At 55.7% G+C, this 14,423-nt stretch carries 6 protein-coding genes; 2 read left to right on the forward strand and 4 right to left on the reverse strand.

The window, feature by feature from the left end; translation table 11 throughout:
• Positions 1-141 precede the first annotated feature (141 nt).
• Positions 142-3,711, forward strand: coding sequence for a hypothetical protein (locus WMO26_RS06160; protein WP_349218951.1), 3,570 nt, complete (start codon positions 142-144; stop codon positions 3,709-3,711).
• Positions 3,712-4,123: 412 nt separating this feature from the next.
• On the opposite strand, the gene WMO26_RS06165 is transcribed toward WMO26_RS06160, so the two are convergent.
• A complete protein-coding gene (locus WMO26_RS06165; protein ID WP_349218952.1) occupies positions 4,124-7,900 on the reverse strand; it encodes a rhamnogalacturonan lyase family protein in 3,777 nt (1,258 codons plus the stop codon).
• A 539-nt stretch (positions 7,901-8,439) separates the two neighbouring features.
• Entirely contained in the window at positions 8,440-11,751 is a 3,312-nt protein-coding gene (locus WMO26_RS06170; RefSeq protein WP_349218953.1) for a rhamnogalacturonan lyase family protein, read from the reverse strand.
• 446 nt (positions 11,752-12,197) lie between these two features.
• Between WMO26_RS06170 and trxA the strand changes: the two genes are divergently transcribed.
• A complete protein-coding gene (gene trxA, locus WMO26_RS06175; protein WP_349218955.1) occupies positions 12,198-12,527 on the forward strand; it encodes a thioredoxin in 330 nt (109 codons plus the stop codon).
• A gap of 148 nt (positions 12,528-12,675) precedes the next feature.
• On the opposite strand, the gene WMO26_RS06180 is transcribed toward trxA, so the two are convergent.
• Together WMO26_RS06180 and WMO26_RS06185 are read right to left on the reverse strand one after the other, a co-directional pair.
• Positions 12,676-13,542 carry a pyridoxamine kinase gene (locus WMO26_RS06180; RefSeq protein ID WP_349218956.1) on the reverse strand — a complete coding sequence of 289 codons (867 nt, stop codon included), beginning with the start codon at positions 13,540-13,542 and terminating at the stop codon, positions 12,676-12,678.
• An 86-nt stretch (positions 13,543-13,628) separates the two neighbouring features.
• Positions 13,629-14,354 (reverse strand): 16S rRNA (uracil(1498)-N(3))-methyltransferase, encoded by a 726-nt coding sequence (locus tag WMO26_RS06185; RefSeq protein WP_349218957.1) that lies wholly within the window; start codon positions 14,352-14,354, stop codon positions 13,629-13,631.
• Positions 14,355-14,423 lie beyond the last annotated feature (69 nt).

Here is a 14,423-nt window from a genome sequence, read left to right on the forward strand (position 1 = left end):
TTCCTTTGCCCGCATACCTATGAAATTGTGCATTTCTTTTCTTCCTGCCGGATGCATCCGCGAAAGCCTTCCGATCTGGACGGCAACGCGTTGACATACAGTCCGCTCGACAATGCAACCACAAAGAAGGAGGAACGTAGTATGCAGACCGTTCAAACATCATCCCGATGCAAGTGGAGAACGCTCGTTGCGTGGCTCGCGGCGATCGCTCTGCTGGTGATGCAGCAGGTCCCTGTTTTCGCCCAGTCCCCCGCAGGCGTGGTTTCCCCGTCCATCACCGTACGGGACTTTGGCGCCAAGCTCGACGGCGTAACCGACGATTCCGCCGCGTTACAAGCGTATTTCGCGGCAGTCGGCCCCACCGGGACCATGGTCATTCCCGAAGGCGGAGTACTCTATTTGGAAAACCCCGTCACCCTGGATCTGCAGGGGGACATGGGCTTCACCTTTGAATGCCGCTCCCCCATCAAAACCAGCGCTTCCCTGCAAAACGCCCTGACCATTACCAACGGCTACCCGTCGTACATCGACTTCTGGGTAACCGGCGGCGGCACCCTGGCCGATTACAGCGCGGAAGCCCCCGCGGGCGGTACCACGGCGCTGACCCTAGTGGCTCTGCGCGGCGGCGAGTACCGCATTCAGGGCGAAAATTACCAGGGCCGGGTGGTCAAAATCAGCAAACAAGCTTCCGGTCAGCCCAAAACTTCTATGATGCGCATCTCCAAGCTGCGCACCGTCAAGTGCGGCCAGTCCATGTACGTCAAGGCGGACAGCGCCTTCGGCGACTTTGAGGACATCTACATTGAGGAAGACGTTTACGGGCCGATCATTGAGAAAACCCATGATGTGGGCATCTCAAAGGCCGTGTGCTATTTCACCGGGAAGACCGGCTTCCAGTTTCTAAACGTGGGCACCTCCAACCTCAGCAACATCACCTGCTACGGCAAAAGCAAGAGCGATGTGGAAAACCAGGTAGAGGGGCCCGGCAACAACATCGATCTGTTCCGGGTTCTCGGGACCGCCAAGTTCACTATGAACCGGTGCACCTACGCCTACGGCAAAACCGGCCTGTATGTGGCGAAGGACGGCGGCGAACGCAGCCTCAACAACAATTATAACAATATCACAACCTTCGGCAATTCGGAATACGGGGTCCACATTGTGGGCTGCCTGGACAGTTTGATCGAAGTGAACTCCGACGGGGACGAGGTTGGGCTCTTTGTTGAAGGCGGCACGCCCAATCAGGTGACCGCCAACGTTTCCAACGCCCAAAAGACAGGGCTCATCCTTTCGGATGTTTCCAACGTCCCGGTGACGGGAACCTTTATCGACAACAACCAGAGCGGTGCCGCCGGTCAGTATGACATTGACCTGCGCGCTCCGGGTCAAAAGGTTCTTCTCCACGGGGTCACCGCCACCAGCGAAAAGACGCAGGCCAATGTGAACCTGCCCGCGCAAAATCAAGTCGAGGTGCAGGCGAGCACCATCGGCTCCTATACCAATCCTCCCAGGAAGGTGGAGTATGAGGGAACGGAAGCGGCCGACGCCGAGCGCCCCGATCCCGCCAACTGGGAAATTGGAGACCTGGTTCGCTTCACCGATACCGGCGACGGCTCGGGAACGGGGGCCTACCTTCTGGGCGAAGAGGGCCGCTGGGTTAAAGTAGCCGCCTCTCCGGCGCCTTCCGAAGTCCCGGTGGATACCTTGGAGCCGCCCAAGATCGACATCATCCCTTCCAGCGGCATCACCCAGGTGGACACCTCGGTGAGCATTCTCGACTACGGCGCCAAACTCGACGGCGTAACCGATGATTCCGATGCACTGCAAGCCTATTATAACGCCGTGGGCGGCAGCGGCACCGTTTACATACCAGCCGGCGGCGTTCTTTATCTGGAAAAGGGCGTCACCTTTGACTTAGGCGGCAAGAGCGGCTTTGTGCTGCGCTGCGATTCCCCGATCAAAGCCAAGCCCGGCATCGGCAACGCGGTGAGCATTGTAAACGGGTATCCCGCCAGTGTCAACTTCCGGCTGCGCGACGGCGGCCAGACCGCGGACTACACCCAGCGCGACCCGGAGGGGGGCGACCAGGGCCTTTATCTGCGGGGCGTGCAAGGCGGCGTGTACAAAGTGACGGCCGACCGGTACAAGGGCCGGGTGCTGCGGGTGGACAAAGCCCTGCCCGGCGAACCGGAAACCAAAGACCTGCATTTTGCCCAAATGGAAACCCGGTCTTCCTCGGACAAGAAAAACCGGTGCGGCCAGTCCTTCTGGATGGAAGAGGTCAGCGGCGTCTATATAGCCAACGCCTGGCTGTTCTGGGATGATTTCGGCCCGGTATTCCAAAAGGTCAACGACATTACCATTGTCCATCTGGAAAACGGATGGGATCACACGGGTATCCGCTTTGAGGGCTGCTCCCGGGTGCATATCGCCAAGTTCGCCCTAGGCGACGAAACCTATACTACCACCCAGATCGTCGTCACTTCCGCGCCGGATGGGACCCGTTGGAAGGATTTCTACATCGGCACCTATTTCTCCTTCCTGGTGGGCTCCGCCATGCTGGTGGAGCATTCTGAAGAGGACGCCAACTTTATCATCGAAGGTACGGTGTTTGCCAGCAATGACCGTCCCATGGTAATCAACGACGTACACGGCTTCTCCATTGCCTGCGACACCAGCGGCAACCACGGAGACGGCGGCAAGGGGCTGCGCATCGAAAATTCTTCCGATGGAACTGTGAAAGCCTCTATGCCGGGTACCCTGGACAATCTGGACATTGTCGATTCCCGCAACATCACCGTGACCGGCACCGTGGGCGGGACCGCCTCGGTACAGGGTGTATGCGAAAATATCCGCTTGGAGAGCCTCATTCTCAAGGGAATCCTAACATTGAGCGAACAAAACGGCACCACCCTCGCAAACGGCAGCTACGGCGGCATCGTCGGCACACCTCACAAGCGCAACCTGCTGGGATATGAGTCGGCCGACGCGAAAACGCCTGCCCTGGACAACTGGGAAGCCGGCGACATCGTCCGATTTACCGATCTGGGCGACGGCTCGGGCAGCGGCTACTATCAGAAGAGCAGCGAGACGCAATGGACACCTCTCTGGAAAGAAAACGTCCCGGTTGCCGCTCAAACCGACCGCAACGCATACCAGGTGGATGACACCATCACCGTTACCGTTACCGCTCCGCAAGCGGTGGAGCGGATTCTTCTGCAAAACGAGGCCGGGAACTTTTTGGCTGTCCAGCAGACCCGCACAGAGGACGGTATCGGCGGTGCGTCCTTTACTCTGACCTTCTCTCTGGGGTCGAAAGGAGACCGGACCCTCCAGGTGTATACCGAAACGAATGGCACGCGCATACCGGCAACGCAGATTTCCTTCTCCATTGGTGATTATGCCCCGATCCCGTCTGAAAGCGAGCCGGAAGCTTTCTCTGTCAGCGGCCCGCATACCGGTCAGGTAAACGAATCGCTGACCTATACCATAAAGACCAACACGGCGGTTTCCAAGGTCGCCCTCTTCAACGAAAGCGGCGCGGGACTAGCGGGAACCAGCAGCTATGTGGACGAGGGAGATGTTCGCACCTGGACCTATACCATAAAAGTAGGATCCCCTGGTTCGCGCAGCCTTGCCTTAAAGATCAAGGGGGCGCAGAATGTGTGGTTGGATACCCTCTACTCCGTCTCGACCACTGTGTACAAATAGCCTGATCAAGGTTTATTCATGTCAGTTTCTTTCTTCCTATAAAAGCCAGGGACCCGGTTCCACTCGATATGGAACCGGGTCCCTGGCTTTTTACCCCGTTCGGATGAAACACGCATTCTATGGCTGGCAAAGGATTCGGTAAAACCAATGTACAAGAAAAGTCCAAATTCAAGTACAAATAGCATAACTAAATTGGCATTATACAATATGTTAATAAAGCGAACACCATTTTCTCCGGCGATCACAGCTATATTGGAAGCTGTCTTTGCATAGGAGCAAAATATGCTCGGTTTTCGCATACTTTCAATCGGAAGATATCCCATTTCAAACTTTATCTTCCGCAAAAAACGCCCCGCCATACCCGAAAAGGGCTGGCGGGGCGTTATTATGCTAGGGAAGATATTGCGCGCTGTTACCGGGTAACACGAACCTGCAGATCCAGAGTATCCTCCGCCCAGGTAAGATCAGAACCGGCAACCTTTACCGTAAAGTTACGGGTGCCAGGAGTACCAACGCTGAGAGTATAGGTCCAGGTACGCACATCGCCCTCGTCCACATAGGTGCAAGTGGTAGGAGCGAGGCCCATGCCGTTCTCGTTGAAGAGGCGAACCTTGGCAACATTGGTAGAGGTCTTGATGGTCGCGGTGATGGGCTCGTTGACCTTGCCAGTCTTATCCATCGTCGCGTCGATCAGCTTAACCTCGTCGTCGCCCGGAGTAACCGATGCATCGCCGATATAGAAGCTGACATCCACACCGGTGTCAACGCCGTCGGTGTACACGCTCAGGGTACGGGTGCCCTTGGTGGCCAGAGAGAAGGTCAGGGTCCAGGTAATGGAACCGTCTTCATTCTCCACGAAGGTACGGGTGCTGGCCAGACCCAGGCCGGTTTCGCTGACCAGGTAAGCCTTCTTCACGTTCTTATCGGTGGTGACATTGACCGTAATGGTCTCATTGGGCGTATAGGCTTCCTTGTCCGCAGAAGCAACAACCTCGATCGGTGCATTGGTGTAATGCATCGCATAGGTGGGAAGCTCCATAGCCAGAACCTGATCCTTGTTGTCCTCGCCCAGGTAGTAACCCAGGTGCGGCGGCTGGTTGTACGCGGTGTTCTGTCTGGCGACGGCCAGGCGGTAAACCGGGTCATGCATGAGGGTGTAGATCATGTAATCAGTCGGAATGGTGGTGGAATAGATCCGCAGAGCAGAAGAATCCTCCGTTCTCGCGACGATTTCCTCACGCCAGTCACCCAGAAGGTCAGCGGACAGGTTCGGGGTATTCTTGGTGGAGTTGTTGGTGAAGGTACCTTCAAAAACTTCCACAACATCCATGGAATTGGTTTCCCAATTGTACTTATAGACGGTCTGGGCGGTATCGCCGTTGGCAGACGTCGGATCCTGACCGTCCGGCAGTTCGGCGAGCAGGTCGCCGTCCCAGTAAGCGCTCCAGTTGCACAGGAAGTTCATGGGTTTCTCTTCTACCAGAACCTTGCCGTCCGCAGAGAAGATCGAGCCGGATCTCTTCTGATCCGGATTCTCGCTGTTGGGACGATGGGCCCAGACTTCGTAGCCCGGGTTCGGGGTGATGTTGGCGGCGCAGCCGCGGCCGGTGTCGTAGCTGCCGGACTTCCGCTCGCCGAACACGATGGAGCCGGAAACGCCGTCGGTCACGGTGAAGTCATAGGTCGAGTTCTTGGCCTCATAGGGCTGCATAACCTGCAGGTTGGTGGTCTGAGGAAGCATGGCGGCGATGTGCAGGGCGTCGCCGTGCAGGTCGGCACTTGCCTTATCGGGATCCAGCGCCCACAGGAGGGTGCCGTCCTGATCGATAGCCATGGCGCCGGTGATGTACTCGTCAAAGCCGTCACCGTCTACATCAGCGGCAGCGGAGGTATGAACGCCGCGGCCATAGACGAACGGATCGTCTTCTGTGGAAATCTTCCAAGCCTGCTGCAGCTTGCCGTCAATCAGTACATAGGCCGCAATAGCGGTTCTCTTGTAGTAGCCGCGCTGCATAATGGCGGCAGGAATGGCCTGCTCTTCGTTGTTGGGATTGGGGATATAACCAACTGCACCGCAGAAGCGGTCCGCACGGTTAAAGGTTGCGTCGCCCCACCAATTCTGGTTGCCGGTGACCTCGCCCTGTACCGCAGGATAGTAGTCGGTGGTATCGATGATTGCGCCGGTCATGCCGTCAAACGCGGTCAGGTATTCCGGGCCGCCCCAGGCGTGGCCGGTCTTGCCGCGGGAAATGGTGCCGTTGGCAATGGCTTCCTGCATGGCAGGATTGTCATCGTAAGCAATGTAGGTGCCGTTCTTGGTCGGGTCGCCCACGACGCCGATGAGGCCCTTGCCGGCTTCCTCTTCCTCATAGGTGGGAAGCTTGCCGTTTTCGTCAGGCGCGTAAACCTTGGTGCCGTCCGCCGTCTTGACGACGAACTCAGCCTTGCCGTCCTGATCGAAATCATAGAACATAAACTGGCTGAAGTGAGCACCGGAGGAAATGTTGTAGCCCAGGTTGATTCTCCACAGGGCGGTGCCGTCGAGCTTATAGCAGTCGAAGATAGTCGGGCTGCTCAGCTTGCCGGACGCGGAGTCGAACTGATTGGTGGGGTACCACTTGACTACGATCTCGTACTCGCCGTCGCCGTCCACATCCGCCGCAGAGCAGTCGTTGGCGGTATAGGTAGCGCCGGAACCGGCACCGGTAACCACCGGATGGTTGCCCGGATTCTGGATCGGGAGCTCAAGGTAGTTGTCTTCCAAAGCGCTGACTTCCTTCGAAAGGGTGCTCTTCCCTTCGAAGATCGTCTCTACACGGTAAAGATCGCCTTCCTTGCCGTCCGCATCGACGTAGTTGGTCTTATCGGTGATGGGCTCGGCGTTGATCTTGGTACCGTTGCGGTAGATGTTGAATGCAATGTCCGTGCCATACTCAGAAGCGAGCAAACGCCAGGAGATGAAGATGCCGTCGGTGGACTTCATGGCGATCACGCCGCGGTCCAGCCATTCCATGGAACGATCCTTGGAATTGTAGGCAGGCGTCTCTTTGAGATAATTAATCTTCTGGGTCGCCTTCAGGTTATTTGTGTTGTTGAACGCATCCGTAACCACCAGGTCGGCGGTGTAGGTGTACGTACCGAACACGTCCGGATTGAAGGGATTCTCAGAGGTCCACTCGCCCACCTGGACGGTAGCGATGGTGCCGTTGTTGAGCTGAACCTCCACCTCGGTCGGGAACGCCGGCAGGACGGCGTTGCTGGAGGTGAGGACGATGGGGGTAGTGTCCATCACAGTGGAGATGTAAGGCTTCTCCAGATAGGTTACCTTGAAGGTCGCCTTTAAGTTGCTCTCATTGGTGAACACACCTTCTGCCGCCGGAATGGTTCCGGTAAAGGTATAGGTGGTGTAGTTGTTGGGATCGAACTCCTTATCCAGAGTCCACTCGCCGACCGTAGCATCGACTTCCGTGCCGTCACTCAGCTCCACTTTTACAGTGGAAGGAGGCGTCGGAAGGGATTCGCCCTTATAGATGACCGCGTTGGAAGGATTGTTCACCTTCACCACATAGGGGGTGCGGTCTTCCTTCGGATCGAAGATTTCGATGCCGTTGACATAACCGGAATTGCTGGAGGTAAAGTGGAAGAGGAAGCTGGGGTTGTCCTCCGTCACGGTTACGTTTTCGATCAGCGCATATACCATACGCTCATTGTCATCAACCTTTACGGCCGACATACTCGCATAGTCGGTGCCGTTGATGTTGATATCCAAATTGTTTGCGGTACCCTTGAGCATATCGGTGCAGTACACGATAATATTGTAGGTACCGGGCTTCACGTCCGCCTGGAATTTCCAGTCTTTGGAACCAATCCAATCCCGTTCCATGTCATTGGCATAAAACGTATTGGAGGCACTTTTGCGGTCGCGGCCAATCATGGATTTGATGGGGCTAATCAAGCCGTACCCTTTCTCTGCAGAGTACATGGTGCTTCCAGCCTCTGTCGGATTTTTCTGCGCGTCAATGGAGACGCTTGTCCATCCCGCCATAGTCGGTGACGACTGTACATTAAAGTCGTACCGGTAGCTGGGTAGGAGGTCGTCCGTGCCTCCTGCGCCGAAGACAACGACCGGGAACATAGTCGCGATCATCGCCAGGCTCAGGAGCACTGCCAGGAGTTTCTTTGCTTTCATTCTCTGTCCATCTCCTTTTCTTTTTTTGTTCATATATTCTGTGTATGGCACACAGTTGAACAGTAATTATATTATCAATTCTAAAAAATTTAGTCAATTGATAGATTGCCTTGAATTGTATGTACCTTTTTGTGAATCTTGCATCAAAATTTTGCAAATAGCATCGTTTGTCTGTTTTTGGACAAATGGCATAAATTAAATAGATAGTTTTTATGAAATAATTAAATTATTTTTATGATAGTTGCTATTACATTTTTTCTTTTTCAATTTCTTAAAAAATATGATACTTCCGGCCTTTTCAATGGGATGCCCGAGATTCAAATCCTATTGATTTCTTGCGCTAGATATCTGTACCGGATCATCGGAGACTGGCCATCACTCATGAACACTCAGCCGGGCACGCGGCCTTTTGTGGGCAAGGGTATAGCTGCCGGGAAGCCGATTATTCCCATAACGAAAAGCACAGGCGCAGGGAAATCCCCTGCGCCTGTGCCGCTTTCAGCAAAGCTGTTTGAATTGCTGTTTTTTGGAAATCGAACCTACCGGGTGATTCTCACCGTATAATTGACATCGGTAGCTTCGTATACGCGGTCCGCTCCGGCCACGCGTACGTTCAGCGTACGGGTGCCGATGGAGCCAACGTTGGTGGTGTACGTCCAGGTGCGGGTGCCGTCCGCATTATCCTCATAAGTCAGGGAAATCGGAGCAAGGCCCATGCCGCTCTCATTGAAGAGACGAACAAAGGAAACCGCCTGGTTGGTCTTGATGGTGACCTCGAAGGGCTCGTTTACCTTAACGACAGCCTTTCCTTTGGCGGAGATAGCTTGCGGTGCTTCCTGGGCAGGAGGTGCAACCGATTCGTTGGTGACCGTGAAGCTTACTTCGCACTGACGCAGGCCGTCTGCCATAACCGTCAGTGTACGGTCGCCCTTGGTGCCGAGGGTAAACTCAAAGGTCCAAATATCCCGGTCGGCCTCCTTCGCAACAGTAGTATTGGCAGCCAGGCCGCCGCCCCACTCGTTGACCAGCCAAACCTTTTCCATACCGGCCGGCGCATTCACCGTAATAGTGATCTTCTCGTTGGGCTTGTAAGCGAGAGCAGAAGCGGCGGCGGTGGTCGGGAGCTTATTCTCCGGAGTAACAATGGAGATATCGTCTCTCTTGCCGGTCGCGATGATCGGATCGGAGTTCGGGATGATGGAGCCGTTGACCTTGTTGACCTCGGTCACATCGCCTTCATAACCCAGGAAAAAGCCTGGATGCGGGCACTGGTTGTACGCCGTGTTCTGGGTGGCAACGCCGTTGCGGTAAGCCGGGTCGTGCATCAAGGTACGGATCTTATACTGAGTGGGCATGTTGGTGGTGTAGATGCGGATGGTGTCGGCGCCGGAGCGCAGAACCAGCTCTTCACGCCAGTCACCGAACAGATCAGCCTGCAGGCCGGGGTTGGTCTTAGAGCCGTTGTTGAAGGAAGCGCCGTTGAAGCTCATGACACGTTCGGTTTTATTGTTGGCGCCGACCTGATCAATCGTGCTGTTGAGAATCTGGGTAACCAGAGAACCAGTCCAGTAAATGAGGCCGTTGGAACCGGCGCTCACGCTGCTCTTTTGACCAGTTTTCAGGTTAATGGAGATGTTACCGGTTGCGACGATGGTATCCGGATTCCACGGATCCACATTGCCGGCCGCGCCGCGTCCCTGGTCGCCAGAGCGCCAGGACATGGCAAGCACTTCGCCGGTGGTGGCGTCATGGACATCCATAGAAGCCGCCCAGCCGCGCACCGCATCGCCGGAATCTTCATGAGGAGTCATAACGACCATCCGATTGGTCTTGTCCATCGGGAGGATGTGAATGGCGTCGCCATGGTAGTTATAAGAGAACCGATAGCCCTCCTTGATGGAGCCGTCCTCATTGTAGCCAGCCTTCGGGTCCATGACGGTTCCGGAAGCCGGAGCCTTTTGCGTGTCAGGCATCGAGACGCCGACTACGTACTTGGGAACCAGCTTGTTGCCGTCCAGATCCCAAGCCATGGAGCCGTAAATCACCTCGTCCATGCCGTCGTTATCCACGTCGGCCGCACCCATGTTATGGTTGCCGCGGCATTCGTAATCCAGGTGATTTTCATACTCGGAGGAATCAAAGGTCGCGGTCGGTACCAGCTTGTCGTCCTTGATGGTGTAAGCCGCGATGGTGGTTCTGGCATAGTACCCGCGCACGATCAGCGCGCTGGGGGTCTCCCCGTCGAGGGTCGCGACCGCGCCGAGGAAGCGGCCGGCCCGGTTTCCGGTGGAATCGTTGAACATCATATAGTTGTTGCCGATGTCGTTGGCATTGTCGTTTTCCACCCAGAAATACTGGGGAACATACGTCGGATCCGCCGCAATGTGAGCCTTGTCGGATTCTTGGATTTTGCCCGAGCAGCCTGCGCTTCTACGGCAGTAAGGCGTGATGCCCCACATGTCTTCCGTGATGGCGAACTGATAGGGAATGGAGTCGAGGATCTTGCCGGTTTCGCCGTCGAAAGCGGTGACGTATTCATCGCCAGGTCCGGTAGCTGGACCATAGCAGAATACTTTACACCAGGTCTGATCCATAAAGTTGCCGGAATACGCTCCGGTGGTGATATAGCCGTCCTGGCCTGCTTCACCGGCATTGTTGTTGTAAACCGGATCTTCCCAGACGATGGAATAATTTTTCAAAATGTTGGTGGTCAAAGCGTTTACCTTCTCAGCGTTGCCCTGAATCAAGTACTGCTCAATGTTGGCGGCATCTTGATTGCCCACCACATAAGCCGGGGTATACACACCGTCGGTAACGGTGCCGGAAGTGGTGCCGTCGGCGGTGCGCAGGATGATCTCACCCTTGCCGTCGCCGTCGAAATCGTAGACCTGCATCTGGGTATCATGGGCACCGGCACGGATGTTGTAACCCATGTCGATCCTCCACATGAGGACGGCTTGTCCGTCTACAATGTCGTACGCGTCGATCACGCAGGGAGCAGAGGTTTCATACGAGATCATGGAATCGCGGGAATCGGAAGGATCCCACTTGACGATCAGCTCATACTGGCCGTCGCCGTCCAAGTCCGCAGTGGACATGTCGTTGGAGGTGTAAGTGGCGGTACGGTACATCAGCTTGCCTTCTGCATCGGTGCGAAGAGGCGTAACCCCTTCCTCGGTGTAGCCAAGCTCCCGCAGAGTGGGGCCGTCGCCGCCGGTCTCGTCAAGGCCGAGCTTATTGGTATAATCGCGGAATTCCGCGACTGCCGCATCGTAGGCCTCCTTGGTAATTCTTCCTTCGTTATAGTTTTTGACTACTGTCTGCATCTGGTTGAGCCTGTTCAGATCAACCGGCATATAGTAATACTTGCCGGTGGCTGCATACAGGTCCGCTCTCGCGTTGCGGAACTGAATGGATGCCCGCGGGCCGGGATTCTCGAGCTTGAGCTCAATGTAATTGCCGTTTGCAGAGCCATTCTGAGCAAGCATGGGCAAAGTAGCCCCTTCCGCCGGGCCTTCCACGCCGTCGATAATCGCGGACACCGCATATTCAGAGTACTCGTCGCCGTCCGGATCGGTGTAGTTGGTGCAGTCGCTTACGGTTGCAATCTTTTCGCCGTCACGGTAAATGTTGAAGCTTACGTCATCCGGATCGGTTCCCAGGAAGCGCCAGCTCATATAGATGCCGTCCGCCTTCTGCATGGTAACCAGACCCCTGTCCAGAAATTCCATCTGCCGCACGGGAGAGGAATCCCCTGGAGCCGCGCTTACTGCGCCTGCGGTGACGGTTGCCATCATCGTTGCCGCTGCAAGCAGTGAAATCGCCTTCACAATTGGCCTACGCTTTGACATTTTGTTGCCTCCTTCTTAAGCATCGCTGCGATTTGTACTTACAAAACAAACCACTTATTTCCTAAGTACGGGATAATTATAATGCAATTGTTTCCAATATGCAAGCAAAAGCAAAGAAAAAATTCCAATTTTTTCGACAGGTATGTACATATTGCACAATACGCATTCAACACGTCTAGACAAAATTCCGAAAATGGATTTTTCTTTCCCATTTCCTTAAACAACGGCTACAAAACTTCACGTTTTTTAACTTATTTAATTAAATTTGTGTTCAATATATACTTTTTCTGTTATCCCTGCCGCGGATTTGAGCGGATCCATGGGAATCGGAGTTGTTACCGGTGCATTTTCCAGTTTTTCGCGTTCGGCGGCAATCTCCTTTTTTCCGTATGTTTTCTTCGAAACCGCGAACACTAGTCTCATCCATTCATAGGAGGTTTGTGCCGATGTCAGAAATGCAAGCGCTGCATCTTTCCAAAGAGGATTTTGAAGAACGCATCCTGCCAGCCCAGACGGCACTGGTGGATTTCTGGGCCAGCTGGTGCGGCCCCTGCCGGGCGGTGGGCCCCATTGTGGACCGGCTCGCGGAGCAGTATGACGGCAAAGCGGTGGTGGGAAAGGTCAACATTGACGAGGAGATGGAGCTCGCCCAGCAGTATGGGGTGTCCACCATTCCTTCGCTCCTTTTCTTCCAGAACGGCAAGGTGGTCAACACGCTGGTGGGCGCTCGCTCGGAAGGCGAATACCAGCAAGCCCTCAACGAGCTGCTTTCCTAAAAGAAAAAAGCCACGGGACCGACTTGGCCCCGTGGCTTTTTTCTTTGAAATTCCCGAAAAGCGTTTCCTCATTCCGGCAGGATTCCCGGCCGTCTTAAGGAAGCAGCCCTTCGTTTCCAAGGACGCCTTACTCAAATACAGCGCCTTCTTACTTTTGTAATCCGTTTTTTCCCTGCAATTGTTCAATAAGACGGGGCAGCTCCCGCTCGAAATCCACACCATAGCGCCGGTCGGTGTCCTCGGCCTTGGTGCGCAGGATACAGCCGTGGGTAAAATCCACTGCCAGGCGGGTGGCTTCGGTCAGGGAAGCGCCGTTCATCAGGCCGCTGAGCAGCGTGCTGCCGAACACATCCCCGGTCCCGTGGTAGTATCCTTCCACCCTTTCCCTTGCGCAAAACTCCAGCTTTCCGGTATCCCGGTCAAAGCTGGCGGCACCCAAAAGCCGATCGTCGAAGCTGACGCCGGTGAGCACCACCATTTTTGGTCCCAGATCCGAAAGCCTCTGCGCGGTTTCTCGGACAAAAGACTCCTCATAAGGGCCCGGGCGGTATTCTTCCTCAAGCAGAAAGGCGGCTTCCGTCAGGTTGGGAACAATCACGTCCGCCTTGGCGCAAAGCTTCGCCATCCCTTTGGCCATGGCGGGCGAGTAAACCGAATAGAGCCTTCCCTCATCCCCCATCACCGGGTCTACCAGAATCAAGTTGTCCTTTGTGCGAAACCGGTCAAAAATCTCCCCCACCAGCTCCAGCTGCGCAAAGGAACCCAGAAACCCGGAATAGAGCGCGTCAAAGGCAAGGGAAAGAGACTGCCAGTGCCGGGCGATGGGAAGCAGGTCCTCGGTTAAGTCCCGGTAGGTAAAGCCGGTAAAGCCTCCGGTATGGGTGGATAGGACGGCGGTGGGCATGACGCTGCATTCCACCCCGGCGGCGGACAGAATGGGAAGGGCCACCGTGAGAGAGCACCGGCCGAAACCGGAAATATCGTGAATGGCAGCGACCCGTTTTTGTTTTGTCATAGCGGTTCCTCCTAAAAAGGCGGCCTGCGAAGAGGGCGGCGGCCTCACCCGGCTGCCAGGTTTTCTCTCTTCGCAGGGCCTCTGTTTTATTCCATATTTCCTGTGGCGAAAAGGACCGCGCACAAGGCGGCCAGGGGCGCGGTTTCGGTGCGAAGGATGCGCGGGCCCAGCGTAACGGTTCGTCCGCCCGCTTCTTTTAAGGCGGCGATTTCCTCCGGCGCAATGCCCCCTTCCGGCCCGATGAACACGGCGGCCGATGAAAGGGACGGCTGTATAAGCGCCGAAAGCGGTTCTCCGCCTCCTTCGTAGCAGACGGCGGCGGCTGGAAAGGCGGAAAGCATCTTTGCCGCTTCCTCAAAGCCGGTCACCGGCAATACCTGCGGGACCTTCCCCCTGCCCGCCTGCATGGCCGCCTCCCGGGCGATTTTCTGCCACCGCTCCCGTTTTTTGGCCGCGGCTTTTTCGTCCGGCCGGGATACGCTGCGGCAGGACAGCACCGGAACGATTCGTTCTACGCCCAGCTCCACCGTTTTCTGCACGATGGTATCCATCTTGTCTCCCTTGGTCAGGCACTGAAACAGGGTGACCGCAAGGGACGGCTCAGTCGCGCACCGCTTCCTTTCCAGCACCCGCAGTCCTACCCGGTCCCCCTGCACGCTTATGAGCGCACAGCGGTAGTCGTAGCCTTGGGCGTCGCAAACCGTCAGTTCTTCCCCTTCCCGCATGCGCAGGGATTTCGCGATATGCGTCCCATCCGGCCCAGCCAGTTCCAACGTATCCCCGGTAACGGTGTCCACAAAAAATTTCGGCATTGTCGCTTCCCGTCCTACTCCTTAGTATATACCGGCCTCCCGGAAAAAACCGCGCGGGGCGAAAAGCGG

Origin of the sequence: Solibaculum intestinale, assembly GCF_040096205.1 — a bacterium.
In the GTDB taxonomy this organism is placed as follows: Bacteria; Bacillota; Clostridia; order Oscillospirales; family Acutalibacteraceae; genus Solibaculum_A; species Solibaculum_A intestinale.

Excerpts from the sequence above, each read along its gene's own strand:
- WMO26_RS06160 (WP_349218951.1), top strand. The coding sequence starts at position 142 with ATGCAGACCGTTCAAACATCATCCCGATGCAAGTGGAGAACGCTCGTT.
- WMO26_RS06165 (WP_349218952.1), bottom strand. The coding sequence starts at position 7,900 with ATGAAAGCAAAGAAACTCCTGGCAGTGCTCCTGAGCCTGGCGATGATC.
- WMO26_RS06170 (WP_349218953.1), bottom strand. The coding sequence starts at position 11,751 with ATGTCAAAGCGTAGGCCAATTGTGAAGGCGATTTCACTGCTTGCAGCG.
- trxA (WP_349218955.1), top strand. The coding sequence starts at position 12,198 with ATGTCAGAAATGCAAGCGCTGCATCTTTCCAAAGAGGATTTTGAAGAA.
- WMO26_RS06180 (WP_349218956.1), bottom strand. The coding sequence starts at position 13,542 with ATGACAAAACAAAAACGGGTCGCTGCCATTCACGATATTTCCGGTTTC.
- WMO26_RS06185 (WP_349218957.1), bottom strand. The coding sequence starts at position 14,354 with ATGCCGAAATTTTTTGTGGACACCGTTACCGGGGATACGTTGGAACTG.